The organism is Hymenobacter arizonensis, assembly GCF_900115775.1.
Classification (GTDB): Bacteria; Bacteroidota; Bacteroidia; order Cytophagales; family Hymenobacteraceae; genus Hymenobacter; species Hymenobacter arizonensis.
In genome coordinates this window covers 460344-485411 of the sequence record NZ_FOXS01000003.1, presented here as the reverse complement: position 1 = coordinate 485411, position 25068 = coordinate 460344, and the positions used below count along the sequence as shown (strand labels likewise).

At 59.3% G+C, this 25068-nt stretch carries 18 protein-coding genes; 12 read left to right on the top strand and 6 right to left on the bottom strand.

The features are described from left to right. Window positions 1–18 precede the first annotated feature (18 nt). On the bottom strand, window positions 19–396 hold the full coding sequence (locus BMZ66_RS13640) for an SPW repeat domain-containing protein (protein WP_092674188.1): 378 nt from the start codon (window positions 394–396) through the stop codon (window positions 19–21). Between the two features lie 531 nt (window positions 397–927). Here BMZ66_RS13640 and BMZ66_RS13635 point away from each other — a divergent pair. Continuing rightward, the gene (locus BMZ66_RS13635; RefSeq protein WP_092674185.1) at window positions 928–1185 is read left to right on the top strand and encodes a hypothetical protein; all 258 of its coding nucleotides are present in this window, start codon (window positions 928–930) and stop codon (window positions 1183–1185) included. Between the two features lie 13 nt (window positions 1186–1198). Here BMZ66_RS13635 and BMZ66_RS13630 read toward each other — a convergent pair whose 3' ends face one another. Next, window positions 1199–3400: a bifunctional alpha,alpha-trehalose-phosphate synthase (UDP-forming)/trehalose-phosphatase gene (locus BMZ66_RS13630; RefSeq protein ID WP_092674182.1), complete on the bottom strand. Its 2202-nt coding sequence runs from the start codon at window positions 3398–3400 to the stop codon at window positions 1199–1201. 58 nt (window positions 3401–3458) lie between these two features. Between BMZ66_RS13630 and BMZ66_RS25820 the strand changes: the two genes are divergently transcribed. After that, the gene (locus tag BMZ66_RS25820; protein ID WP_214606999.1) at window positions 3459–3779 is read left to right on the top strand and encodes a hypothetical protein; all 321 of its coding nucleotides are present in this window, start codon (window positions 3459–3461) and stop codon (window positions 3777–3779) included. A gap of 361 nt (window positions 3780–4140) precedes the next feature. After that, window positions 4141–5682 (top strand): DUF4394 domain-containing protein, encoded by a 1542-nt coding sequence (locus BMZ66_RS13625; protein ID WP_092674179.1) that lies wholly within the window; start codon window positions 4141–4143, stop codon window positions 5680–5682. Window positions 5683–5969: 287 nt separating this feature from the next. Here the strand turns inward: BMZ66_RS13625 and BMZ66_RS13620 are convergent, their stop codons facing one another. The 3 genes from BMZ66_RS13620 to BMZ66_RS13610 form a co-directional block, all read right to left on the bottom strand. Next, the gene (locus BMZ66_RS13620; RefSeq protein ID WP_092674176.1) at window positions 5970–6815 is read right to left on the bottom strand and encodes a cyanophycinase; all 846 of its coding nucleotides are present in this window, start codon (window positions 6813–6815) and stop codon (window positions 5970–5972) included. Between the two features lie 298 nt (window positions 6816–7113). Continuing rightward, window positions 7114–8025 (bottom strand): isoaspartyl peptidase/L-asparaginase family protein, encoded by a 912-nt coding sequence (locus BMZ66_RS13615; protein ID WP_092674173.1) that lies wholly within the window; start codon window positions 8023–8025, stop codon window positions 7114–7116. Window positions 8026–8043: 18 nt separating this feature from the next. After that, on the bottom strand, window positions 8044–8391 hold the full coding sequence (locus BMZ66_RS13610; RefSeq protein WP_092674170.1) for a hypothetical protein: 348 nt from the start codon (window positions 8389–8391) through the stop codon (window positions 8044–8046). Between the two features lie 488 nt (window positions 8392–8879). On the opposite strand from BMZ66_RS13610, the gene BMZ66_RS13605 reads away from it, so the two are divergent. After that, complete coding sequence (locus tag BMZ66_RS13605) at window positions 8880–9581, top strand: DUF421 domain-containing protein (protein ID WP_092674167.1); 702 nt, start codon at window positions 8880–8882, stop codon at window positions 9579–9581. Between the two features lie 16 nt (window positions 9582–9597). Then, a complete protein-coding gene (locus BMZ66_RS13600) occupies window positions 9598–10290 on the top strand; it encodes a YetF domain-containing protein (protein WP_092674164.1) in 693 nt (230 codons plus the stop codon). Between the two features lie 30 nt (window positions 10291–10320). Here the strand turns inward: BMZ66_RS13600 and BMZ66_RS13595 are convergent, their stop codons facing one another. Beyond that, window positions 10321–11181: a hypothetical protein gene (locus tag BMZ66_RS13595; protein ID WP_143080205.1), complete on the bottom strand. Its 861-nt coding sequence runs from the start codon at window positions 11179–11181 to the stop codon at window positions 10321–10323. Between the two features lie 999 nt (window positions 11182–12180). Here BMZ66_RS13595 and BMZ66_RS13590 point away from each other — a divergent pair. The 7 genes from BMZ66_RS13590 (at window position 12181) to BMZ66_RS13560 (ending at window position 25030) form a co-directional block, all read left to right on the top strand. Beyond that, complete coding sequence (locus BMZ66_RS13590; RefSeq protein ID WP_092674158.1) at window positions 12181–15522, top strand: PA14 domain-containing protein; 3342 nt, start codon at window positions 12181–12183, stop codon at window positions 15520–15522. A gap of 613 nt (window positions 15523–16135) precedes the next feature. Continuing rightward, the gene (locus tag BMZ66_RS13585) at window positions 16136–18238 is read left to right on the top strand and encodes an ATP-binding protein (protein WP_092674154.1); all 2103 of its coding nucleotides are present in this window, start codon (window positions 16136–16138) and stop codon (window positions 18236–18238) included. A gap of 771 nt (window positions 18239–19009) precedes the next feature. After that, window positions 19010–19846, top strand: coding sequence for a PA14 domain-containing protein (locus tag BMZ66_RS13580; RefSeq protein WP_177204724.1), 837 nt, complete (start codon window positions 19010–19012; stop codon window positions 19844–19846). Between the two features lie 678 nt (window positions 19847–20524). Beyond that, the gene (locus tag BMZ66_RS13575) at window positions 20525–20998 is read left to right on the top strand and encodes a response regulator transcription factor (protein WP_369407598.1); all 474 of its coding nucleotides are present in this window, start codon (window positions 20525–20527) and stop codon (window positions 20996–20998) included. Next, the gene (locus BMZ66_RS26360) at window positions 20995–22185 is read left to right on the top strand and encodes a sugar transferase (RefSeq protein WP_092674145.1); all 1191 of its coding nucleotides are present in this window, start codon (window positions 20995–20997) and stop codon (window positions 22183–22185) included. Before BMZ66_RS13575 ends, BMZ66_RS26360 begins: the two co-directional genes overlap by 4 nt. Further along, window positions 22182–22916 carry a TolC family protein gene (locus tag BMZ66_RS13565; protein ID WP_092674141.1) on the top strand — a complete coding sequence of 245 codons (735 nt, stop codon included), beginning with the start codon at window positions 22182–22184 and terminating at the stop codon, window positions 22914–22916. The genes BMZ66_RS26360 and BMZ66_RS13565 overlap by 4 nt, the downstream gene beginning before the upstream one ends. Further along, complete coding sequence (locus tag BMZ66_RS13560; protein WP_092674138.1) at window positions 22913–25030, top strand: GumC family protein; 2118 nt, start codon at window positions 22913–22915, stop codon at window positions 25028–25030. Before BMZ66_RS13565 ends, BMZ66_RS13560 begins: the two co-directional genes overlap by 4 nt. Window positions 25031–25068: the final 38 nt, after the last annotated feature.

The following is a 25068-nucleotide window of genomic DNA, read 5'->3' as shown; positions in this document are numbered from 1 at the left end:
ACCGGGGCAATAGCACACTTAGCCTAGCTCCAGCTCGGGGGCTCGCTTTTCCTGCGGATGCCATTCGGTGAGGGCATAGACCACGAGAAACACCACGCCCAACGAAATAAAGAGGTTGCGAGGGGTTGGGTCTTGAGCAAAGCCAAAAACCCAGGGCGAGGCAATAAATGCCAGGCCGCTCACCATTTCAAAGCCGCCGTGTATGGCGAAGGGAATCACCTTAAACAGCCCGAACGGCATCCTGGTCATTAAAGCAATTAGCAAATAGCCAGCGCCGAGGGCATAACATACCCCGGCATAGGTTCCCGAAAAGTCAAACGCAAAGGGCAGGGCCAGGAAAACGCCGGACATGCAATAGTCGATGATGCCGTGGAGGGCAGGAGAAATTACTTTCATTGGATAGTAGACATGGACTGAGTGAAACTTATGCTGTAGCGCTACGCGCCGAGTACAAGCAAGGATATGGCTCTGCTTTATTTTAAACACTCTTGTTTAGCAGGTTACCTCATCCGTCTTATCGTTTTATTCTATCCAATTCAGCAGCTTTCCAGCAGGCTGGGTTAGCCGTTAGCTCCTAAAAGCAATTTTCAGATTTTTGCAGAAGGTCAGATTGGCTGAGTCAATGTAGCCCCGGTGGGGTAGCAGTTGAATAAAGAGCCCCCATAGCCGAACTACCGACGGAAGTCAGGCTGGACGAGCCGTTTGCCACACCAGCGTTGTAGGCATGCCAGCGTTTGGGCAGCAATTTGACCGCTCACGAAGACAATTGCAAGGTCGGGCGTAGGGCAATTAATAGGCGCTTAATGAGTCTTAAACAGCTTTTCAAGGCTGCCCGGGGCTATAGCTGAGCTAAGTAAAACTGCGATAGTGAGCCAACCATCGGGAGGAAATCTGCCGTAAAAAAGGCGTACTCATCCTCCTTAACCGATGCCACTCCACCACGAACTAGACAAGAAACTGAGCAAGACGTTTGAGCCCTCCACCAGCATCAACGACGTTTTCAAGGGCTACGACATCACCTTCGTCACCAACGAGCACGGCGAGCCCGTGACCCTGTTTTTCGGCAAGCGCCGCCCCGACGGCATGATTGCCGGCGAGCGCTACACGCGCACCATTAAGCGGCAGCCCGGCAGCCTGGAGGTAAAGTCCAGCCACTGGGATTTGCGCGGCAAAATCATGCGGTAAGCGCCCTCGCCGGTTACTCCTGCCCTATTTGCGCCTGCACCTCCTGCAGGTTGCGCAGCAACTGGCGTACCTCTTTGGGACTGTCGATGGCGTAGCGGGCCAGGGAGCGGGGCGTGCCGCCCACCTTCAGGGTGTAGGCCGAAGCGGGCATGGCGGCAAAGGTGTCTTCGTCGGTGCGGTCGTCGCCAATGGCCAGGATGAAATCGGCGTGCTCGGTGGCGAGCCAGCGGGCGGCGGCCGTGCCCTTGTTGATGCCCGCGGTTTTGATTTCGATGACCTTGTTGCCTTCCATCACCTGCAGGTCGGTGTTCGAAGTCATGAAGGTGAGGTGGTTCATGAGCTCGCGGGCCCGCATGGCCCCCAGCTCAGCATCTACGCGGCGGTAGTGCCAGACCAGCGAATAGTCTTTTTCCTCAATGAAGGAGCCAGTGGTACGGCGCACGTACTGGTCGAGCAGGGGGCGCATTTCGCGTTTCCAGCCGGCCCGCAGCTCCTGAAACAGGCTCCACTCCTCCCCGGCCCGGCGCAGCCACACGCCGTGCTCGGCAATGAAGTGCAGGGGCAGGTGGCCGAGCCACTTTTCCAGCGTGCCCCGGTCGCGGCCGCTGATAATGATGACTTGGTTTTGAGGGTTGTCGCAGAGGGCGCTCAGGAGCTGGAGCAGCTCGGCATCGGGGCGGGCGTGCTGGGGGTTGGCGTAGAACGAGGCCAGCGTGCCGTCGTAGTCGAGCAGCAGCAGGCGCTGCGTGGCGGTCTGGAACTCGCGCAGCAGCTGGGCCCGGGCTTCGTCGTCGAGGGCGTCGGTGCTCAGGGTATGCTGCTTGATTTTGCTGTAGGCCAGTCGGTCCATAAACAGCTGCGTCCAGGCAAACACGTTGTATTGCTGCACCAGGGCCTGCAGGTTACTCATGCGGGTGGTTTGCTCTTCTTCGGGCATCACCAAGGCCTCATGCAGGGCCTCCACCAGCTGGTTGGTATTGGTGGGGTTGATGAGCAGGGCGTCGGTGAGTTCCACGGCCGCACCGGCTCGCTCGCTGAGGATGAGCACGCCGCGCTGGTCGGTTTTGCAGGCGATGTACTCCTTGGCCACCAGGTTCATGCCGTCGCGCACGGGCGTCACCAGCGCCACGTCGGCCAGGCGGTAGAGCGACACCAGCTCGTCGAAAGGAAACGAGCGGTAGAAGTAGTGAATGGGATTCCAGCTGATGGAGCCGTGCCGGGCGTTGATGCGGCCCACCAATTCGTCGATTTCCTCTTTTAGCGAAGCGTACTGCGCCACTTGGTCGCGCGAGGGCACTACCACCATCAGCAGGCTCACTTTGCCGCACCATTCGTCGTGGTTGATAAGCAGCTGCTCGAAGGCGCGCAGGCGCTGGGCAATGCCCTTGGTGTAGTCGAGCCGGTCGATGGACAGCACTACGCGCACGTCGCGCAGGGCTTCGCGGTAGGTACGCTCGTGGGCCAGGGCTGCTTCTGAGGCGGCGGTTTCGGCGTAGCGCTCGTAGTCGATGCCCATGGGGAAGGCGTCGACCAGCACCGTGCGGGTGGGCGTCTCAATCTGGCCATTTTGGGTGGGCAGGCCCAGCATGCGCGTCACGGCGCTGAGGAAGTGCCGCATGTAGCCGTAGGTATGGAAGCCGATGAGGTCGGCGCCAAGCATGCCGCGGAGCAGCTCGTTGCCCCAGGGCAGCACCCGCAGCAGCTCAAAAGACGGAAACGGAATGTGCAGGAAGAAGCCAATGGTGGCGTTGGGCCGCGCCTTGCGCAGCATCTCGGGCAAGAGCAGCAGTTGGTAGTCCTGCACCCAAATGGTGTCCTCGGGGCCGGTGAGGGCAAGCACGGCTTCGCAGAATTTCTGATTCGCGGCCACGTAGGCGGCCCAGTGGGCGTCTTCGTAGGTGGCAAACTGGGAGAAGTAGTGAAAAGTTGGCCAGAGCGTGGAGTTGCTGAAGCCTTCGTAATAGTCACGGATTTCGGCCTCGGTGAGGAACACCGGGGCCATGCTGTCGGATTTCAGGCGCTCGGTTACTTCGGCCTGCTCAGCGGGGTCGTCCACAAACAAGCCGGGCCAGCCTACCCACACGTTGCCATCGGCCCGGTAGATGGAGCCCAGCCCGGTGGCCAGGCCGCCTTCGCTCGGCTGAAAAGTGAGGCCCTCGGCATTGCGCTGCACCTTCGTGGGCAGGCGGTTGGAAACGATAATAGTTCTGGACATGGAGTTGAAACACTGGCCTGCTGCTCGTATTGGCGACACCCGGCGGTGAATAAGTAGTATGCACTACGGCCTGGGAGCAAAAACGGTGGTGGCTGTTGCAGAACTTGCTGATGCTGGCAAACAATCTTTTCGACTAGCGTTGCGCCAAGCTCAAGCGTCTAAAAAACCCAACTTTGAGCCAGTCAAAGCCATTGAATGCGGGAGTAGGAATGAATTGACACGTGCTGCAAAAATCACGTGCTTGATTAATAGCGTGTGGCTGGCACGCCATGCTTCAGTGAGCAATGGTTGCGGAGGCTCCTGCTCTGACCAGCGCTCAGGCAACTTCTTCCCTTCAGAAACCTTCCGGCTCTATAGCTACCAAAGTTGCGGAGGCTAAGCGCGTGTTTGAATTTTGGTTAATTCATAAATAGCACGTCATGCTTCATCTGGCGTCCGCTGGTCGAGGCATCTCGCCCTCTTCGTTAGCACCATTCAACGAAGCAAGCGAGATGATTTGAAAAGCGGACGCCAGATGCAGTATGACGTTTTTCAGACTTCCCAAACGCGCTATAAGGCTAGGCACTTTCCCGGCATCAGCATCAAGCAATGGGCTTAAATGCGTCGTCGCCAGCCTGTGCTGATGAATTAGTACCACGTTTTAACAGAATTACAACTTTTTAGGCTTACCGCAATCCGATGCAGCCAGCACATCGTAGCTTTTTACCTAACTGATTTTAATTCCATTAAACACCAGTAAAATGAAAAGAACACCTTCCTTCCTCCAGTTAGCGGCCGGCGCCGCGCTCCTCTTCTCCATGGCCAGCTGCGAAAAGGCCCTTGACGAGGTTTCCCAAAACAACCCCGCCGCCGACACTGGCAGCCTCGATGCCAGAAAGCCGAAGCTAGACTTTTCGTTTTATGCCTTAGCAGGCGGCGTGCGGCTGGACGCGTTTGCAGGGGCCAACCCCGAGAAGGAGGTCAGCTCAGTGGCCATCACGGGCTTGCAGCCCGGCGAAACCATCCTGGCCATTGACTTCCGGCCGGCCACGGGCCAACTCTACGGCTTAGGCAGCACCAGCCGCATCTACGTTATCGACCCCATGACCGGCGCGGCCCGGGCCATCGGCGCCGGTCCCTTTGCTCCGGCCTTGGCAGGCACCGTGGCGGGCTTTGACTTTAACCCCACGGTGGACCGCATCCGCGTGGTTACCTCAGAGGGCCAAAACCTGCGGCTCAACCCCGAAACCGGCACCGTGCAAGTGGTGGACGGCCCGGTGGTTGGGGCTCGCATAGCCGCCGCAGCGTATACCAACAACGTGGCTGGCGCCGCTACCACCACTCTTTACGATATTGATGTTGCCAGCCAAAAGCTTTTCAAGCAAGACCCGCCCAATGCCGGCACGCTGGTTGAAGTAGGCGACCTGAAGCTCAAGGTGACCGGCGAAGGCGGCTTTGATATTGCCCCAGGCTCCAACCTGGCGCTGGCCTTGTTCGAAGTCAACAAGAAGCCCACGCTCTTCACCGTGGACCTAGCCACCGGCGATACTCGGGTCCTGGCCAAGTACGACAAAAATCTACCCTACACCGGCATTGCCATTCCCACCAATCCCGTGGCCTACGCCATTAACCCGGCCAATCAGCTGCTGATTTTTGACCCAAGCGCCCCCGGCACCACCGTGGCCAAACCCATTACCGGCCTGGAAGCCGGAGAGTCGGTGGTAGGCTTGGATTTCCGGCCCGTGAACGGCCAGCTCTACGCCGTGGGCAGCAACAGCCGCCTCTATACGCTCAATGCCTCCTCGGGCGCAGCTACTCTCGCCGCTCCTCTTAGCGTGGCGCTGGCGGGCACTTCTTTCGGCGTGGACTTCAACCCCACGGTGGACCGCCTCCGCGTGGTGAGCAACACCGGCCAGAACCTGCGCATTAACCCCATGACCGGCGCTGTAACGGTGGACGGCCCCTTGAATCCAGGTGCACCCACGGTGACGGGCGCGGCCTACACCAACAACGTGGCCACCGCCACGACGACCGCCCTCTACGACATTGACGTAGCGACAGACAAACTCTTCCTCCAATCGCCCCCGAACGACGGGACGCTGCGGGAAGTGGGCCCCTTGGGAGTTAACGTTGACGCTGCCAACGGATTTGATATTGGCGGCACGAGCGGCGTGGCGTACGCCCTGCTCACCTCGGCCGGGCGCACCCAGCTCTACCGCATCAACATAGCAACCGGAGCGGCAACGGCCCTGGGCGCCTTCGGTGGCCCAGCCACGGGCTTCACCATTGGCCTCGGGTTCTAAGAGGTTGTTTAAGTTAATTTTATTGGCTCTGATGGCGCGGGGCTGTGCCCCGCGTCGCTTACTGGCGGGCCTCTGGCCCGCGCAAGTTGGGGTGTCAGGCAGTCCTATTCAACGACCACAGGCCAGAGGCCTGCTCATAGCCCGTCACGGGGCACAGCCCCGCGCCATCACAATTTAACTTAAACAGACTCTAAGACCTGATTATTCTGCGGAAACAACAACGCCTCGGTCCATCGGCCGAGGCGTTATTGTTTTCTAGCTGTTTAGCAGCCACTGCGTGGGCAGCACTATTCCGGCAGGGTGTACTGCTGCCCGCGCGAGAGCAGGTGCACGCGCAAGTCCCGGATGGAAAAGACTTCGCCGGGCCGCACTTCGTGAATGGTGTTGCCGGTGCAATAGTGGCCGTCGACTACCACCACGAGGCCGTTGCCGATGACTTCGAGCTCGCTGCCTTTGGTCACGAGCACGGCCGTGTCTTCTTCCAGGCCCAGGCCGATGCAGCCGGGGTTAGTGGCGATAATTTGGGCCATGCGCACGATGCGCCCGCGGGCCACAAAGTGCGTGTCGATGGCCACATCGCGCAGCAGCTGTAGCCCTGTGGTGATGTGGATTTCGTCCTTCACGAAGCCTGCATCGTTGCGGCCCTGGTAAATCATGGGTGTGCTCATGGCGGCGGCGCCGGCGCTGGTGCCGGCTATCACGATGGGCTCCTGCACGTAGCGCTCATACAGGCGCCGGAGCAGCGGCGTGCCCCCAAAAATGGCCGTAAGGCGGAGCTGGTCGCCGCCCGTGAGCATCACGCCATCGGCCCGATTAATGGTTTCGATGGCGTCGGCGTCGTGGGCCTGCTCGCGGCTACGAATGTCCAGCACCTCCACTTTGTCGACACCCAGGGCGGTGAACACCTTAATGTATTCTTCTGCTGCTTCCTGGGGCTCTTCCGAAGCGGTGGGAATTACGACTACCACGCCCTTGGCGGGCAGCTCTTGCACGAAGCGCTCCAGAATAAAGTCGGCCGACTCATCTCTCTCGCCATCTTCATTTTCGGGGCCATTTTGGCCCGGGGCAATGCGGTTTTCTCGGCCCCCAATGGCCAATAGCTTGCCTTTGGGGGTTTGGGTACGAATTGTCATACAATGGATTGGTAAATAAAAAACCCGTTCGGGCAAGACAAGGCCCACGGAATATACCCCGCACAGACGCCCTTGGGAGCATAGCCCATCAGAGCGCCTGTGGAGGTAGTGGGGACGTTCGAAGAAGGAAAAAATCCACTAATCGTCTCCCAGCCCATCGGTGCGCCTGTTGGTTGCAGCATCGATGGGCTCAGGGTTATTTACGGCGAGAAAACACCACTGTATGTGCTAGAAATACGGAATTAGCGGCCGATTTTACCCGTATTTAAGCCTCGGCAGGGGCAGCTCAAAGGTTCGCTTATTCGTCTTTCCAGATGCCCACGTACGGCTCGCCCTCGCCCACCCGAAAGGCCCGGCGCATGACGTTGCTGTTGAATTCCAGCGCGATGGCCCCGTCTTTGTCCACGGCAATCATGCCTTTGTCGCCCTTTAGGTCCTCGTCGCGCAGCTCCACAGCGGCCCGGCAGGCTTCTACCAGCGGCTGGCCCGCGTACTTCACCCGCGCATACACTTCGTGCGCCAGGGCCCCACGCATGATGACTTCGCCATCGCCGGTGCAGGACACGGCGCAGGCTTCGTTGCTGGCGTAGGTGCCCCCGCCAATGACGGGGCTGTCGCCGAGGCGGCCCTTCAACTGGCCCTCGATGCCGCCGGTGCTGGTGGCCACGGCCAGGTTGCCGTCCTTATCCAGGGCCACGGCGCCCACGGTGTCGTGCATGGCGCTTATGGGCTCTTCCTGCACTATTTCCAGCCACTTTTTCCGGTTTTTCTCGGTGATGAAGTAGCTGGGCGCTTTCAGGGGCAGGCCCTGTTCCAGCGCCAACTCAATGGCACCATCGTTGGTGAGGCACACGTGCGGGCTTTCCTGCATCACGGCCCGGGCCAGGCTAATGGGGTTTTGCACGTAGCGCACGCCGCTCACCGCGCCCGCCTTCAGGGTACGGCCGTCCATGATGGCGGCGTCCATCTCTACCTCGCCCTGCTGGGTGAGGCCGCTGCCCCGCCCGGCGTTGAAGTGCTCGTTGTCTTCGAGGCTGCGCACGGCGGTTTCCACGGCTTCGAGCGCGGTGCCGCCGTCGTGCAGCACTTGCCAGCCGGCCTGCAGGGCCTGGCTCAGGCCTTCGCGCTGATGGGCTTCTTCTTCGGGGCTTAGTTCGCCGGGCTTCATGGTCACGGCGCCGCCGTGGATTACAAGGGCGTAGTTGCTCATATATAATGGAGAGGAAAATTAACTGATGGGGGTGAGCTGCCAGAGCTGCCCGCTGCCGTCGGGCAGGCGCCGGAGGCGGTGATAGCCGCTAAGCCAATGGCCGCTGAAATTGAGTTGGAGCAGGCCTTCGGTCAGCTTGCGGCGCAGGTCGGCGGGCTTGCCGTTGCGGGTTGGCACCTGCCGCACGGGGCCACTTTCCACGCAGGCCAAGGAGGTGGGCGCGGAAGTGGTGGGCAGCAGCCAGAGCAGCACGCTCTGCTTGCTCAGCTTCTTGAGGGGCAACGGGATAACCCAGTTGGCTACGCAGCCGTGGTCGTCTTCCAGCGACAGCTGGTGGTAGGCGGTAGCGCAGTCTGAGCGGCTCACGCAAAAAGATGGTGCGTTGTGGAGAGGCTTTTCAGCCTCTGCAACCGGAGCAGGTACGGGTTTCATACGGCAGGCAAAGCGGTAAATATTCACTTCTTAAACGGGCCAGCACCGCAGAAGAGAGGCTGTATAAACACGGTTTTTGAGGAGTAATATACTTAGGTGTTAACCCGTGTTGGTACGGAGTTTATAGGCCGCGCCCGACGTGCAAGGCTGATGCTGTGCACATTGGCACGAGCCAAGACCCAAACACCCAAGCCACATTTTTCCAGGAAAAGGCAAACCCTCAAGTTGGCAATGCGTTTTGGAACCTGCGGCACTGGGCGCATTTGGCTGGCAAGTTTCCGCCGGGTGCCCCCTCGCGGCCGGCTGCGGCCACGGCCCGGGCTCCCATACTTCGTTCAACCGTATTCGCCCGGCTCCTGCCAACCGGGCATTTGCAAGCAAACCAAGGAAGCGCGGCGGCAAGGCCCCGCCATACCACACCAATGAAAAAAGAGGAAATCTACCTGGGCGACTGGCAGCGAATTCTGCTGGGCAACGCACCGCTGGAATTCATGCTGGAAGTAGTGCTGCGCACGCTGCTCATCTACCTGGTGCTGCTGGTAGCCATGCGCCAGCTGGGCAAGCGCATGAACGCGCAGCTCACCGTAACCGAGCTGGCCGTGATGATTATGCTCGGAGGAATTGTGTCCGTGGCCATGCAGGTGCCCGAGCGTGGCCTGCTGCATAGCGCCTTCACGCTGGGGTGCATGCTGGCCCTGAACCGCGGCATCAACTGGCTAGCGTTTCGGTACCGCCGCGTGGAATACATCACCCAGGGCGACGTGGCAATAGTTGCCAAAGATGGCGTGCTCGACCTCGACGCCATGGCCCAAGCCAACCTGTCGCGCGAGCAGCTCTTCGGCATGCTGCGCGCCGACAGCGTCCGGCAGCTGGGGCAGGTGAAGCGCGTGTACGTGGAGGCCAACGGCGAGTTCAGCATCTATCGCCAGCAACCGGCCCGGCCGGGCCTGTCGGTGCTGCCGGACACCGATGCGCGGGTGCACGACGACGAACCCGCCGCGCATAACCTGAGCGCCTGCCGGCGCTGCGGCCACCCCGAGCCCGCTGACCACCAACTGCCGGCCTGCCCGCGCTGTGGCTGGGACAAGTGGGCCCCAGCCGTGCACCAAATCGAAGAAGAATAGCTCCCGCAGGTAACCTATGAAACCCGAAGAAATTCACCTCAGCGACTGGATGCGTATCCTGGTGGGCGACGTCCCCGGCAGCTTTTACCTCGAAGCCTTCCTGCGCATCGTTTTTATCTACCTGGTGCTGCTGTTTTCGATGCGGCTGATGGGCAACCGCATGGGCTCGATGCTGACCCGCAATGAGATGACGGCCCTGGTTTCCCTGGCCGCAGCCAACGGCGTGGCCCTCATGGCCCCCGACCGGGGCTTGCTGCCCGTGGTGCTGATTGCGGCTGTCATCATCGGCTACCAGCGCTGGATTGCCCACCGCGCCTACCGCAGCCCCAAGTTCGAGAGCATGGTGCTGGACGATATCAGCATTATGGTGGAGAATGGGCTCATCCGGCTCGACAAGCTGGAAGAAGGCGTGATTTCCCGCGAGCAGCTCATGGCCCGCCTCCGGCAGGAAGGCGTGACCAACCTGGGGGCCGTGCGCCGGGTGTACCACGAAGCTAACGGCAGCTTCTCGCTGCTCAAGTTTGACGAGCCCCGCCCCGGCCTTTCCATTCTGCCCACTGCGGATGCGGCCTTCCGCGAGGAGCAGGAAAAAGCCCCCGGCCACTTTGCCTGCGCCAGCTGCGCGCACGTGGCGGAAAGCAAACACGCTCCCACCACTGCCTGCCCGCGGTGCCAGCATAAGGAATGGCAGCCCGCCGTGATTTCCTGAGCGCGGTCAAGGGCCGCAGCTTGCCCGAGGCTACCGCGGCGTTGCCCGGAAGAGCTTGCCCTTTTCGTTGCTCACCACAAAGGTGGAATCATTGACAAACACCAGCCCCTCGGCTTGGCCGGTGGCCGGCAGGGCCCGAAAGCGCTTAGGACCATCGAAAAGTCGTTGACCCAGCTGGCGGCTGAATAAAAACACGCCGCCGTAGGCGAGCAGGGCCACGGTGCGCCCATCGGGGCTGATGTCGGCAGCGGTGATGGGCCGGTTGAGGCGAATGCTGTCGCGCAGGGTGGCTACGTGCCGGCCGGGGCGGGCTGGTAGGGTGTAGTGCTTGGTCCATTGGCGCAGGCTGCGGTCTTTGCTGAACAGGTGCAGGGTATCGGCGTGCCAGAAAAAGGCCTCGCAATCGAAGTTGCGCCGGCCCCGACCCGGAGGAAACGCGTGCTGGTCGGGGTAGCGAAAGGCAATAGTGTCGACCACCGGTAGCGGGCCAGCACCCGGGTGAAGGCGGTAGATGGCCAGGTCCTGGCGCTGGTTGCGGTTGTTGCCAAAGTCGCCAATGTAGAGGTTGCCGGCGCGGTCCTGGGCCAGGTCTTCCCAATCGACGTTCACGAGCAAGGGCAAGTCGAGGGTGCGCAGCGGGGCGCCCGATAGCGCCACCAGCTCCAATCGGGCTGGGGCACCGCCGTCGCCGTGGCTCCAGAGGCCCTGGAGCGAGTCGGCCCGGGCCAGGCCCGAGCTTTCGCGTAGCTTGGTGGGCAGCTGCCCTACCCGGCGCACGCCATATGTAGCGCGCGCAAACCGGCCCCGCCCGTGGTTGGCGGGTGCTCCTATAAGTAAGGCGTGCAGGAACACAATTAGCGGGAAAAGCGCATCGCGAAGTAGCATTAACATAAGCACAGCAAATAAGTACTGGGCCGCTTCGCCAAGGCTGGCAAATGGCCCAAATTGGGGTTTCCACTGCCAAAACGCAGTAAACGGAAAAAGCTCCGGTTTTGAGCCTGAAAATTCGGCTAGCCAACGTGCCTGAATGGCAAAAGGAAGCTTGTACGCATCTGCTTTCGATGGCAGATTATAGGCGCCTACCTTACTGGGCCTCATGCTAAAGCCATTGGTAACCAATGGCTTCATCTTAGCAGGCCTAAACTGGATTCATCCGGCTCCACCCCAAAAGTGCTAGTGCAGATAACTACCGTGGTTGGGCTTGGCTTTTGTACAGCTCGACAGTAGAGCACTATTCCCAAAGTGGGAAGACCTTGTCTTTGTCGGTTAGTATAATGAATCTAACACTGATTTGTAACCAGCCTAGATTAGCAAAGGCGCTACGTGTACCATTGAAAAAAGTGACGTACAAAATTATGGCCTCGCTTTTTTCAAAGTCTACCGCTGTGATTCCTATATCGGGAATAAAGTACTAACTGGATGCAAAGCGCGGGCTTGCCCTTAGTATACACGCCTGATTTCCAAGCATAATCAGCGCGGGTCTAAGTTTAACCTAAAGGCTGTTATTGCCCAGCTTTTTCAGTTTTAGCAGACCAAAACATATTATTAATCAAATAATTGATTCGATTGTAAAATCGGGCCCGAAATCCTAGCTTGGCCTCAACCCTGATTAGTCGCTCTAAAAATCGGAAGGTAACTTTGTCCTAGTTGATTGAAATTGTATCCTACCCATACAACACCCCATTCACTATTAAATAAGTTTCACCAAAAGTACAATACCCTTTGAAACGACTTCTTTCACTCCTGCTTTTACTCGTCAGCCAGTCTGTCTATTACGTAAATGGACAAGCTCCCACGCAAACAGCAAATGATTATGTACGTCCGTACTCAGAGCCTTTTCAATACGGCGTCAATTTTGGATATTACAATACTAACTGGAGTGATGAGCTAATGGCGAAGGCCTCCCAAGACCTGGGAGTGCACTCGGTTCGGCCCACGCTGCCCGAGCGCTTTCTTGAGAACTTTGGCTACGGCATTCGCACCAATACCTTCGACAAATACCTGCACACCTACGGGATGAAAGAGCTCACGGTCTTTCTGGAAGACCCGCTTGAAGCTCACCGCGACAACACCACCTACCCGGGCGGCACGCAGCCCTCGCGGCTGTTCAAAAACCTGTACGAGCCCATCTGGAACACCGATGGCAGCGTGAACCCCAATAACTACTACGCCAACTACGTCTTCAAGGTACTCCAGTTTTACGGCGACAAAGTGCGCTTCTGGGAAGTAATAAATGAGCCCGACTTCACCTACGTCTACGACAAGAACGTGTGGCTGACCCGCGCTCCCCTGCCCGATGAGCTGCCCAACCTGCGCGCGCCCATCTTCCACTACATCCGGATGCTGCGCATCAGCTACGAGGTAATTAAGAAGTACCGCCCCGAGGCGTACATCACCACCGGCGGCGTGGGCTACCCCCAGTTCATGGACGCCCTGCTGCGCTACACCGACAACCCCAACGGCGGCACCGTCACGGCCCAGTACCCCAACAAAGCCGGTGCTTACCTCGACGCCCTGAGCTTCCACAGCTACCCCACCTACTCGCTCCACTCCTGGAGCGTGGCCATCAACGGCTTCGTTTACACCCGCTCGTCGGACTACGCCATCCAGCAGCTGCTGAAAGAGCGCCAGGACATGGTGAACGTGATGACTAAGTACGGCTACGGCAGCACCTACCCCACCAAGCACTTGCTAATGAGCGAAGCCAACGTATCGCGCCGCACTTCGGCCAATCGTACGGCCTCCGACGAAGGACAGCGCAACTTCGGTATCAAATCTCTGGTTCTGACGCAGGTAAACGCCGTCAAGCAGTTCTACTTCTACCAGCTGGGTGAGTCTGTGAACGCGCCGCCCGTAGGCACCTCCGTCAGTGGCGACGACGAATTGGCCCTGATGGGCTTGTACGAAAACCTCAAGCGCGACGCCCCCGGCTCGCAGAAAGCCACCCAGCTCGGCCAGGCTTTTGCCACTACTTCCAAGCTGCTCTACGGCTGGCAGTACGACGCGGCCCGCACCGCGGCGCTGGCCCTGCCCGCTAGCCTCAACGGCGCTGCCTTCAGCAAAAACGGCGTCTATACCTATGTATTGTGGGCCCGCGCACTGGTCGACAACCAGGAATCGGCCCGCGGCACCTACTCTTTCCCCGCCTCGTTCAACCTGACCAACCTGCAGCGTTACGAGTGGAACCACGCCAGCACCAACGCCCGCACAACCATCTCTGCCCAAAACGTTGCCCTGACCGAAACCCCCCTGTTTTTCTCCGAAGGCAGCGCCCCGGTGGCTACCACGCCTACTACCACCCCCACCGCCAGCACCTGCCCGGGCGTCGGTAGCCTGACGCGTGAGGAGTGGACCAACGTAATGGCCACGGGCGTAAGCGCCGTGCCCGTAAACACTACCCCCAACAGCGTTGCCCCGATTACCAGCTTCGAAACGCCTTCTAAGTCGACGGGCAACCACGCAGCGCGGATTCGCGGTTACATCTGCGCACCTTTTTCGGGCGCCTACACCTTCTGGATTGTGGCCGACGACGCCGCTGACCTCTACCTGAGCTCCAGCGATGACCCCACGAAGAAAGTCCGCATTGCCTCCTGCGCCGGCTGGACCAGCGGCCCCCGCGACTTCACCACCCAGCAGAGCCAGATGTCCATTTCCATCCAGCTCACGGCCGGCACGCGCTACTACGTTGAGGCCCTGCACAAGCAGAACTGGGGTGCTGGCTACCTGGCCGTGGCCTGGCGCCTGCCCAACGGTACCCGTCAGGAGCCCGTGCCCGGTGCTAACCTGATTCCTTTCGGAACTGCCACCACTCCTACTACTACCCCAACCCCCACGCCGGCCCCCACGCCGACGCCAACCCCCACGCCTACTACCTCTGCCTGCGGCACTACGGGCAGCCTGCAGTACGAGATATGGAACAACGTGACCAGCACCGTACTGAGCAGCATCCCCACGGGCACCACGCCGAGCAGCACGTTGACCCTGGGCAGCTTCGAAACGCCTAACCAGACGCTCTACAACCACGGCGCCCGGGCCCGCGGCTACATCTGCGCCCCCGCCACCGGTGCCTACACCTTCTCGATAGTAGGCGACGACGCGGCCGAGCTCTACCTGAGCACCGACGCTGACCCGGCCAAAAAAGTACGCATCGCCTCGTGTGCCGGCTGGACTAACGGCAACCGCGACTTCACCCGCTACCCCAGCCAGCAGTCGGCCACGGTGCAGCTGCAAGCCAACACGCGTTACTACATCGAAGCCCTGCATCATCAGAGCTGGGGCCCGGGCTACTTGGCCGTGGCCTGGCGCCTGCCCAACGGCACCCGTCAGGAGCCCATCCCCGGTGCTAACCTGATGCCCTTTGCTCCCACTAGCCCTACTACCACGCCCACGCCGACACCCACCCCAACGCCTTCGTCCTGCAGCGGCACAGGCAGCGCCACGTACCAGGTGTGGAACAACGTCACGGGCTCGACTATCGGCTCCATTCCTACTTGGTCGACGCCGAGCAGCACCTCGACCATCAACAGCTTCGAAGCGCCGGCCCAGACGCTCTATAACCACGGCGCCCGCGTGCAGGGTTATATCTGCCCGCCGACCACCGGTACCTACACCTTTTGGGTGGTGGGCGACGACGCGGCCGAGCTCTTCCTGAGCACCGACGCCGACCCGGCCAAGAAGGTGCGCATCGCTTCCTGCGCCGGCTGGACCAGCTCCAACCGCGACTTCACCCGCTACCCCAGCCAGCAGTCGGCGACCGTGCAGCTCACGGCCGGCACGCGCTACTACGTCGAGGCCCTGCACAAGCAGAGCTGGGGCCCGGGCTACCTGGCCGTGGCCTGGCGCCTGCCCAACGGCACCCGCCAAGAGCCCATCCCCGGCGCCAACCTGCTGCCCTTTGCTTCTACCGCCTCGCTGACTAGCAGCGCCACGGGCAGCAGCGCTACGGTAGCCGCCGCCGAGGCCGGCACGACGGCCTCGGTGTACCCCAACCCCGTGGCCGGGCAAGGGGGCCGCGCCACGGTGGCCTTCCGCCTGGCCCAGGCCGGCCCCGTCACCCTGGCCCTCTACAACCTGCAGGGACAGCGCCTGCGCCAGCTGCTGGCCGATACCCGCCCCGCCGGCGAGCTCCAGCACGTGCCCTTCGACACCAACGGCCTGCCCGACGGCGTCTTCTTCGTCCGACTCATCACCCAGCACGAAGTCATCAACGTGAAAGTGGTGCACACGAAATAGTAGCCCCTCGCAAATGGCTGCCTCCGGGCCGGTTATAACTCAACCGGCCCACTCAGGCCCAAGCAAAAAGCCCGGCCCAGGGATACGGCTTCTGCAAAGCCGCCCTTGGGCCGGGCTTTTGCGTAAGCCCGCACGAAGCAATTGAAGTGCCTCCTACTTTTATTTTGTACCCACGCACAACAGCTATTAAACGTATATCCTTTTATTGCATCTTTATAGTATGGCTTGATAAGGGAAAAGCCCACCAACAACTTTAGGGCTTATATCTTGATGCAAGCCCAGTACCTAAACCCAACAAGGCCAATTACTGAACTCAAACAAGTAGCGCAAGCCCCAGCCAACAGCTAACACCAGCGTTTTCAATCATTTATGACCCAAGTCGCGACGTGCTTACTTCATGCCGCAGCTCTCCGAATTCATCTTCGCTGCCGGCGTTTTGCGTCGCAAAGGCACTAGCTAGGCGCACACGCAGGGCCGGTTGGCCACAAACTATGGCAGCTTTTTTGAGGTAACCCCTCGTGCCCATCGCGGCGCTTCCTGCTCACCAAGACGAGCATGAGCTCACAATTTCTTTACATAGGCGCCTGGCGCTCAGCCTGACCGCTTTCGTTTTATGAGTATTCAAGTTCCACAAACCAAATCAGCGTTGTCTGCTGAGCGCAAGCGCACCGCCGCCGCCGAAGCCGAAGTGGTGCGGCTGCGGGCTCAGTTGGATGCGATTACGCAAGCCGCTACCTCGGCCCAGATACCTTCCTTTGATGCCGTGCAAGAGCTGGCCCGCGTGGTTGGGCACCTCAAGCAGGTTGAGAAAGAGCTGGAAGACCAGCAAGACCTGGTGCGCCAGGTCATTAACACCAGTCCCAACCTGATATATGTAGAAGATGCCAAAGGTGGCATCATCCTGGCCAACAAAAGCTACGCCCACATTCTGAGCTGGCTTTCCAGCCGCAGCCGCGCCGACGAGCCCGTGGCCGCGGGCGTGCCGGCCCCAAACCGCCCCATGGAAAACGGGGAAACCAACGAAACCTCGACCACTTTTGAGGAGTGCTACCACCTCATGGATGGCCAGACGCGCTGGTACCACACCACCCAAAGCCCGCTGATGCGCTCCGACGGCTCCCGGTACCTGCTCTCGTTCTCGTCCGACATCACGGAGCTGAAGCGGGCCAACCGGGTGGCCGAAGAATCGGTGCACGCCAAGCAGGTGTTCATGGCCAACATGAGCCACGAAATCCGCACGCCCCTGCACGGCGTAATGGGCCTGGCCGACCTGATTAAGAAAGGCCCTCTCTCGGCCGAACAGGCCGACTACGTGGACATGATTCAGTCCAGCACCGAAAACCTGCTGGTAGTTATCAACGACATCCTGGACTTTGCCAAAATTGAGTCGGGCAAAATCAACCTGGAAAATATTCCGTTCGACATCGTCAAGACCGTGCAGGACGCCGTGCGTTCGCTCACTTTCAAGTCGGACGAGAAGGGCATCGTGCTGCGCGTGCTGGGCCTCAACGAGAACCTGCCGCTGGCCCAGGGCGACCCCTACCGCCTGCGCCAGGTGCTGGTCAACCTCATCAGCAACGCCATTAAGTTTACCGAGCAGGGTGCCATCACCATCACCATCGACGCCAGCCACCGCTCGGGCACGCACCTGCCGGTCACGTTCAGCGTGGCCGACACCGGCATTGGCATCAGCGCCAAAAACCTCAGCACGGTTTTCAGCAGCTTTCAGCAGGGCGACAGCAGCGTGCCGCGGCTATACGGCGGCACGGGGCTGGGGCTCACCATCTGCAAAAACCTGGTGGAGCTGCAGGGCGGCGAAATTGGGGTGCGCAGCGAGCCCGGCCAGGGCAGTTGCTTCTACTTCACCATTCCTTACACGGTCAGCAACGAGCAGCCCGCCAAGGAGCACCCCGTTATTCAACAGCCCGACCTGTTGCGGGGGCTCAGCATCCTGTTTGCCGAAGACAACGCTGTGAACCAACTCATTGGCGTGTCGATGCTCAGCCAGTGGCAGGTGAAAGTCGACATGGCCCAGAACGGCGAAGAAGCCCTGCACAAGGCCTGGCAGCGCCAGTACGACCTCATTCTGATGGACATTCAGATGCCCCAGATGAACGGATTCGAGGCCACTTCGCGGCTCCGGACCGAGCAAAGCCCCAACCGCAACACCCCCGTCATTGCCCTCACCGCCGATGCCATTCGGGTAAACGAAGCCTCGTGCGAGTCGCTGGGCTTCAGCGACTTCCTCACCAAACCTTATAGCGAATTAGCGCTCTACAACATCATCGCCAAAGTCAGCCAACGCTCTCAGAACCCACTGGCGCCGGCTGATGCGCCCATAGCTGCCACAGACCTGGGCTTGCACTACGACTTCGAGATGCTGGGCCGCCTGGCCACCGACCAAACCTTCATCCGCAAGATGCTGGAGCTGTTCATCAACCGGGTGCCCGGGCAGGTAGAAACCCTCCAGCGCGCCTTAGAGCAGGACGATTGGCAGACCGTAGCCCACGAGGCCCACAGCCTGAAATCGACCTTCGGCAGCCTCAACATTCAGCCCGAAGTAGGCAACCTGAAGATGGTGGAAGAGCTTGCCGAACTTAAGGCACCAAAAGCCGATATCCTTCCGTTTGTGAACGCCATTGCCAAAGGAACCGAGCTGTTTTCTGCGCTATTCAAGGAAGAATTGGCCAAAATGTCGGCCGCCCAGCAAGTATGATACTACGAGCCTGTGCTCAATAACAGACTTGAAGCGGTGCGCCAACGCTCTACCAGACCAAGGGCGGAACCACTCTCTTAGGTAATTAGCACCGGGTCCGTCCCGGTATCAATGCCGATTCAATCTTCAGCCCCTGCCGGGCGCTTCGCTAGTTCGAAGTGCCCGGCAGGGGCTGTGCTTTTTGGCTATTTTGGAAGGGGTTCCGCAGCAGCATCCTGCCCAGTAGCGGCCCGTATGTCTCGCCTGCACTTGGTGGACACAAGCACATCAGGACGGCCTTTTATGCCGACACATAGTGAGACAGTTTTACACTACTACATAGTAGTATTTTCCTCTTCATTTGGTGCAAAGAAGCATAAAAGCTAAAAATTGAATTATGCACCTCCAAAAGGTATAAAGGTGTTAGGGTCGACTGTAACATCTCTTTATAAAATTGAGATGCCAGTATAATTCACCCATTAATCATAACACGACATTACTCACTGCAACAATCTATAAATCACCAATAATAAGGAATATCAAGTTAATCTATGCCAAAATGTTGTACGGGTGAAATCCTATTTCAGAAATTCCTCCTACTAACTTTATGGTGTGCATGCCCTAATCAATTTTAATAATTGAGGCAGTCAGGAGCCTTTTAAGTACGAAAACGCTAGTTACCAGCCTATGTTTTTTATTGAAAAAGTTATAATAAAAATTGCTCCTGCCATAATAAATTCACTTCTAATTATCGCCACTGTAGGTGCTGTAAGCTTGGCGGCGCCAGCCGCCATGGCACAAACATCAGCAAGCTGCAGCGGGGCGGGTAGCGCCACGTACCAGGTGTGGGCCAACGTCAACGGCTCGGCCGTGGGCGACATCCCCACCGGCAGCGCGCCGAGCAGCACGGCGGCCATCGCCAGCTTCGAAGCGCCGGCCCAGTCGGGCTTCAACTACGGGGCCCGGGTCCGCGCCTACCTCTGCCCGCCCACGAGCGGGGCCTACACCTTCTGGGTGGTGGGCGACGACGCGGCCGAGCTCTTCCTGAGCACCAGCGACGACCCGGCCAAGAAAGTCCGCATCGCTTCCTGCGCCGGCTGGACCAGCGGCAACCGCGACTTCACGCGCATGGCCAGCCAGCAGTCGGCCCCGGTGCAGCTCACGGCCGGCACGCGCTACTACGTCGAGGCCCTGCACAAGCAGAGCTGGGGCCCGGGCTACCTGGCCGTGGCCTGGCGCCTGCCCAACGGCACCCGCCAAGAGCCCATCCCCGGCGCCAACCTGCTGCCCTTTGCTTCTACCGCCTCGCTGACTAGCAGCGCCACGGGCAGCAGCGCTACGGTAGCCGCCGCCGAGGCCGGCACGACGGCCTCGGTGTACCCCAACCCCGTGGCCGGGCAAGGGGGCCGCGCCACGGTGGCCTTCCGCCTGGCCCAGGCCGGCCCCGTCACCCTGGCCCTCTACAACCTGCAGGGCCAACGCCTGCGCCAGCTGCTGGCCGACACCCGCCCCGCCGGCGAGCTCCAGCACGTGCCCTTCGACACCAACGGCCTACCCGACGGCGTCTTCTTCGTCCGACTCATCACCCAACACGAAGTCATTAATACCCGGTTTACTATTACCCGGTAATGATATAATAACATTCGAGAGCTTACTAGCAGCAGCTCACAATCCAACCCGCATCCGGGCCTGTTAGCCCAACAGAATCAGTCAAGTGCCCTGCCCCGGATGGGCTGTTCTTTCGTGAACAGCCCATCCGGGGCAGGGTCGTTTTACTCATGCCTTAAGGCTGTTGAGTTTGCAGTAGCTAACTTAAGAAATGAAATCATTCTACGGTATGCCCTGCGCTTAACCGTGACACCTGCTTCTGTCAATGCGCTGCACTTGCAACCAAGTCAGCTTAATATCTCCTGAACCGCAAAAAAGGCTGTTGAAAGCATCTAACTATGCTTTTTGCTTATCAGTCTTTTCAAAAAACTAAATCTCAGTAAAACGCAAATTCTCATTAATCATAATGATGAGGTTATTGGACTCCGATTCAGCGCACAGGCTGCCTTAAAACCGGCCGAACCCATTGTTTGCGCGTAATGCTGGCGTAATAAAAAATGCCTCTTGCAATGCTCTGAATGGCCAAATTGCTCTAGACCTACAATTAATGAAACAGAATGAAGCACTATTTCAAATAAGAACTGTTTTAAATGTAATACACTAATTATCAGCGAATTTTTGAATCCACGATGCGGCTTTTACCGTAGTTTGTATGAAAATTATGTGCAGATAAATCAACCTCAAACAGCCTTTGGCAGTATGCTTGTTAGCAATGAGGGTACCTTATATTGGTATCCGATTGTGCTATATATAAACTCTGATTTTTCACAAAACAGAAAACAAACTATGCCCATTATTAAAAAAACACTACTTATAGTCGATGACGAACCGTCAATTTGCTTGATTTTGGAGCATTATTTCGGCGCTGATTACAAAGTTGTGGTTAAGTCTAACGGGCTGGAGGCCATGCAATGGTTGGAGCAAGGCAACAGCCCCGACGCCATTGTGGCTGATTACGACATGCCGGTAATGGACGGGCCGGACTTCATTAAGCAGATTCGGGCCAGCAGCCGCCACCGCGATGTGGGCCTGATTATTCTGTCGGGCAAGGAAAGCACGAGCAACAAGATTCTATGCTTGCGGCTGGGTGCCGACGACTACCTGGTAAAGCCCTTCAACCCCGAGGAGCTAAGTTTGCGCATTCAAAACCTGCTGAACCGCATTCGGGTATGAGCTTGACTACTGGTAAAATACCCGTCTTGTACATAACGCCCGACGAACAGGAGGGCCGGCGCTTCCAACAGGAATTTGTGCAGGAACTGGAAGCGGTAGTCGTAACGACTGCCGAACAAGTGCTGGCGCTCTGCGCGCAGCAACCCATGCCTTTCACCGCAGTAATTAACGCTGCCGACGCGGCGTCTAGCTTAGGCTTGCGCCTGATGCGCGTGCTTAAGGAGCAAAACCACGTGGCCCAGCCCATACTGTGGGTGGTGCAGCAGCCGGTAGCCCCCGCCCTGCGGACGGTGCTGCTGGAAAGCCCGGGCAGCGAAATATTCTCAGCCCAAGACGACCAGGAGCGACTACTCACGCGCCTGCACTTCCTGGCGCGGGCCCGCCCCGTGCAAATAGACACCACCAGCCCCTACGCCCTGCGCATGCCCCTGAGCAAGCGCCTCATGGACGTGGTGGTGGCGGGTGGGGCGCTGCTGGTGCTCTCGCCCATCCTGTTGGTGCTGGCAGCTCTTATCAAGCTCGAATCGCGCGGGCCGGTGTTCTACTATTCCTACCGCGTGGGCGCGGGCTACCGGGTTTTCAAGTTCTGGAAGCTGCGCTCGATGCGCTCGGATGCGGACCAGATGCTGGATTCCATTAAAAACCTGAACCAGTACCAGGCCAACGGGTCGAGCACGGCGCCGGAGGCCAACGGGCTGGCGGGGCTGTGCGACGCGTGCACCGCCGCCGGCACCGCCTGCCAACAGCAGCTGGTGGACCAGCGCGGGCGCCTGATTTGTGAGAAGAAGTACCGCTGGCAGAAAAAGGCCGAAGAGGCCCCGGCGTTTATCAAAATCGTGAACGACCCCCGCGTTACGCGCCTGGGCCGGTTTATGCGCAACACCAGCATCGACGAGCTTCCGCAGCTCTACAACGTGCTTCGGGGCGACATGTCGCTGGTCGGCAACCGCCCCCTGCCGCTGTACGAGGCCGAAAAACTGCTCACCGACGAGTACTCCCGGCGCTTTATTGCGCCGGCCGGTATCACGGGCTTGTGGCAGGTGAGCCGCCGCGGCAAAGGCGGCGACATGTCGGAGGAAGAACGCAAAGCTTTGGACATTGAATACGCACGGGACTATTCGATGAAAAAAGACCTGGAAATCATCTTGAAAACCATTCCCGCTTTATTTCAGAAGGAAAACGTATGATGAGGACGCTCTTGAGTGGCTTGCTGCTCGCGCTGCACACAACACTGGCATTTGGCCAGGCAAAACCCGCGCCTAGCGAGACCTGGCAAAGCGTTTTTTTTGACTCGCCGGAAACGGCACTGCCCCTGCTGACCGCGGCTGCCCTTCGGCACTCGGCGCAGATGAAAGCCATGGAGCTGGAAAAGGGCATTGCCAAGCAAAACGTGACGCTGGCGAAGGAAGCCATCTTTAACAACGTTGCCGTGGGTGCCAACTACAGCTATGGCAACCTGCTGGCGGTGGGCAACCTGGGGGTTGACCAAATTGCGATACGCAATACGCCGCGCTACTCGGCCGTTGCTTCGTTGAACCTGCCGCTTGGGCAATTCGTGAGCCGCGGCAATAACATCAAGCGCGAGCAGTTGGCGCTGCAGCGCACCGAAGCCCTGCAGCAGGACCGCGAAAACCAGATTCGGGAGCAGATTATCCCGATGTACCAAAGCGTGCGCCTGGCCCGAAAAGTTTTTACCTTGCAGCAAGAGGCTCTGGTAAACGTTCGGACCAACTACCAGCTGGCCGAGAAGCAGTTCCGGCAGGGCCAAATGACCTTGCAGGAGCTTTCCGGTGCTAACAGTAGCCTGACCTCGGCTTCGGTGGCCCTGGAGTCGGCCCGCAACCAATACGACACGGCATTTATGCTGCTGGAAGAAGTGGTTGGCGCTAAAATTTCAACTTTAATGACAAGTAAATGAGTTTGTACGAGATATTCCGGCTGCTGAAGCGGAAATGGGTCTTGCTGCTGTTGGTGCCGCTGGTGCTCAGTGTCTCGACCTATTTCTTTGCGCGCCAGCTGCCCCAAACCTATAGCTCCGACACCACCATTTACACGGGCATTGCCTCGGGCTACTCGCTCACGGGCAATGCGGCGGCGGACTATAACACAACCAACAACGCGTTCGACAACCTCATCAACCTGATTACGTCGCGCACCACCAAAGAGGAGGTGATTTACAGCCTGTTGGCGAAGCACCTGTGGGAAACCAGCCAGCAGCCCTCGTTGCTGGCTTCACCAACTTACGAAGGGCTCCGGGAGAGCCTGCCGGCCCGCCTGCGCCAGCAACTTACGGGCCCCACGCAGGAGGCCACCCTGGAAAAGGTGCGCGCTTACGCCCAAACCAACAACAGCAACCCCGTGCAGCGGCTGCTGAACTCGGCCAACCCCACATACTCGCTGGCCGCGCTGAAAGACCTCTCGGCAAGCCGTGTTGGCTCCAGCGACCTGGTGCGGCTGTACTTTGACAGCCACGACCCGGACCTTGCCCGCACCACGCTTTCGCTGGTGACCCAGGTGTTTCTGAACCAGTCCCGCAACCTGCGCGAAGGCCAGACCAGCTCGGTTATTAAGTACTATGAAGAGGAGCTGAAGCGTGCCAAAGACCGGCTCGACAAGGCCGAGGCCGAAAACCTGGCGTTTAACCGCGAGAATAACATCATCAACTTCGAGTCGCAGTCCAACAACGTGGCCATGCAGAAGGAGTCGCTGGCGGGGCAACTCACCGAGATGAACCAGCAGTATGCCGGTGCACAGGCCGCCCTCAGTGCGGTGAACCGCAAGCTTGGTGGCCGCCAGGCCTCGTTGATGAGCAGCGCCCAGATGATAGAGCAGCGCCGGAAGCTTAGCCGCCTCAGCGCCAGCATTGCCGACCAGGAGCTTTTTGGCCAGAACGACCCCAACAAAACCAAGCAGCTCAAGGCCGAAGCCGACCAAGCCGCCCAAGCCATCCAGAACAACGTGGACCTTCTTGCCGTGCAGAGCAGCTCCGTCGAAGGCATTCCCAACAAGGACCTGCTGGGCGAGTGGGTGCAAAACATGGTGCTGGTGGAGTCGAACAAGGCCAAGCTGGAAGTAATGAACCGCCGCCGGCAGGAGTTTGAGCGCGAGTACCAGCGCATGGCTCCTCTGGGCGCAACCCTCAAGCGCATTGGCCGCGAGATAGAGCTGGCCGAAAAAGCCTACCTCTCGGTGCTGGCCAGCCTGAACGCAAGCAAGGCTACTCAGCAAAACACCGCCCTCACGGCCAACCTGAAGATTGTGGACCCGCCGAACCTGCCCTCGCAGCCCAAAAGCAACAAGCTGATGATGATGGTGCTGCTGAGTGGCCTCGGTGGCTTCGTGTTTGTGGCCGGGACTATTGTGGGCCTGGGCCTGCTCGACAAGTCGTTGAAGAACCCATCGGAAGCCATGCGGCAGATTGGGTTGCCCGTGGCCGGCATGACACTGGACTCGCACGCGCCTGCTACCAAGCAGCTGCAAGCCGCGCAGCAACGCAGCCTCGACCAATTGGTGCGGCACATTTTGCTCAAAGCCAACACCTCGCCGGTGCCACCTCCGTTTGTGGTGGGCATCTTCAGCGTGCAGCGCCAGGAAGGCAAAACCACTTTATGCCAGGGCCTTTCGCAGCGCTGCCACGAAATGGGCGTGCAAACCCTGGCCTTGTACCCCGATACTGACGGGGCCAACCCCGGCACCGACGCGCCGTCGCTGTTCTACCCGTCGGAAGCGGCTGCCGTGCAAGGCTGGCAGCTCGACCAGCTCATTCAGCACGCCACGCCCAAGCGCATGTCAGAAATCAGCTCGCCTGACGTGCAGGTGGTGCTGGTAGAGTTCCCGGCCCTGCGCGAAGAAGCGTTGCCGGTAGGCCTGCTGCGCCAGCTCAACCTTGTTTTCCTTACCGTGCCGGCCACTCGCGCCTGGCGCCACACCGACCATCAGACCGTGGAGCAGCTCCGCTCTGCTACCTCGGCGCCGGTCGAAGTGGTTTTGTCGGGCGTGTCGCAGCACCACGGCGAAGAGGCAATGGCTTAGGGTCCAGTACCCTTTGCCGCCTCGTTCCTGGATTGCTT

Excerpts from the sequence above, each read along its gene's own strand:
- BMZ66_RS13605 (WP_092674167.1), top strand. The coding sequence starts at position 8,880 with ATGAAAAAAGAGGAAATCTACCTGGGCGACTGGCAGCGAATTCTGCTG.
- BMZ66_RS13575 (WP_369407598.1), top strand. The coding sequence starts at position 20,525 with ATGCTTGTTAGCAATGAGGGTACCTTATATTGGTATCCGATTGTGCTA.
- BMZ66_RS13560 (WP_092674138.1), top strand. The coding sequence starts at position 22,913 with ATGAGTTTGTACGAGATATTCCGGCTGCTGAAGCGGAAATGGGTCTTG.
- BMZ66_RS13635 (WP_092674185.1), top strand. The coding sequence starts at position 928 with ATGCCACTCCACCACGAACTAGACAAGAAACTGAGCAAGACGTTTGAG.
- BMZ66_RS25820 (WP_214606999.1), top strand. The coding sequence starts at position 3,459 with ATGCACTACGGCCTGGGAGCAAAAACGGTGGTGGCTGTTGCAGAACTT.
- BMZ66_RS13580 (WP_177204724.1), top strand. The coding sequence starts at position 19,010 with ATGGCACAAACATCAGCAAGCTGCAGCGGGGCGGGTAGCGCCACGTAC.
- BMZ66_RS13630 (WP_092674182.1), bottom strand. The coding sequence starts at position 3,400 with ATGTCCAGAACTATTATCGTTTCCAACCGCCTGCCCACGAAGGTGCAG.
- BMZ66_RS13595 (WP_143080205.1), bottom strand. The coding sequence starts at position 11,181 with ATGTTAATGCTACTTCGCGATGCGCTTTTCCCGCTAATTGTGTTCCTG.
- BMZ66_RS13620 (WP_092674176.1), bottom strand. The coding sequence starts at position 6,815 with ATGACAATTCGTACCCAAACCCCCAAAGGCAAGCTATTGGCCATTGGG.
- BMZ66_RS13625 (WP_092674179.1), top strand. The coding sequence starts at position 4,141 with ATGAAAAGAACACCTTCCTTCCTCCAGTTAGCGGCCGGCGCCGCGCTC.
- BMZ66_RS13600 (WP_092674164.1), top strand. The coding sequence starts at position 9,598 with ATGAAACCCGAAGAAATTCACCTCAGCGACTGGATGCGTATCCTGGTG.
- BMZ66_RS13640 (WP_092674188.1), bottom strand. The coding sequence starts at position 396 with ATGAAAGTAATTTCTCCTGCCCTCCACGGCATCATCGACTATTGCATG.
- BMZ66_RS26360 (WP_092674145.1), top strand. The coding sequence starts at position 20,995 with ATGAGCTTGACTACTGGTAAAATACCCGTCTTGTACATAACGCCCGAC.
- BMZ66_RS13565 (WP_092674141.1), top strand. The coding sequence starts at position 22,182 with ATGATGAGGACGCTCTTGAGTGGCTTGCTGCTCGCGCTGCACACAACA.
- BMZ66_RS13615 (WP_092674173.1), bottom strand. The coding sequence starts at position 8,025 with ATGAGCAACTACGCCCTTGTAATCCACGGCGGCGCCGTGACCATGAAG.
- BMZ66_RS13590 (WP_092674158.1), top strand. The coding sequence starts at position 12,181 with ATGGCGAAGGCCTCCCAAGACCTGGGAGTGCACTCGGTTCGGCCCACG.
- BMZ66_RS13585 (WP_092674154.1), top strand. The coding sequence starts at position 16,136 with ATGAGTATTCAAGTTCCACAAACCAAATCAGCGTTGTCTGCTGAGCGC.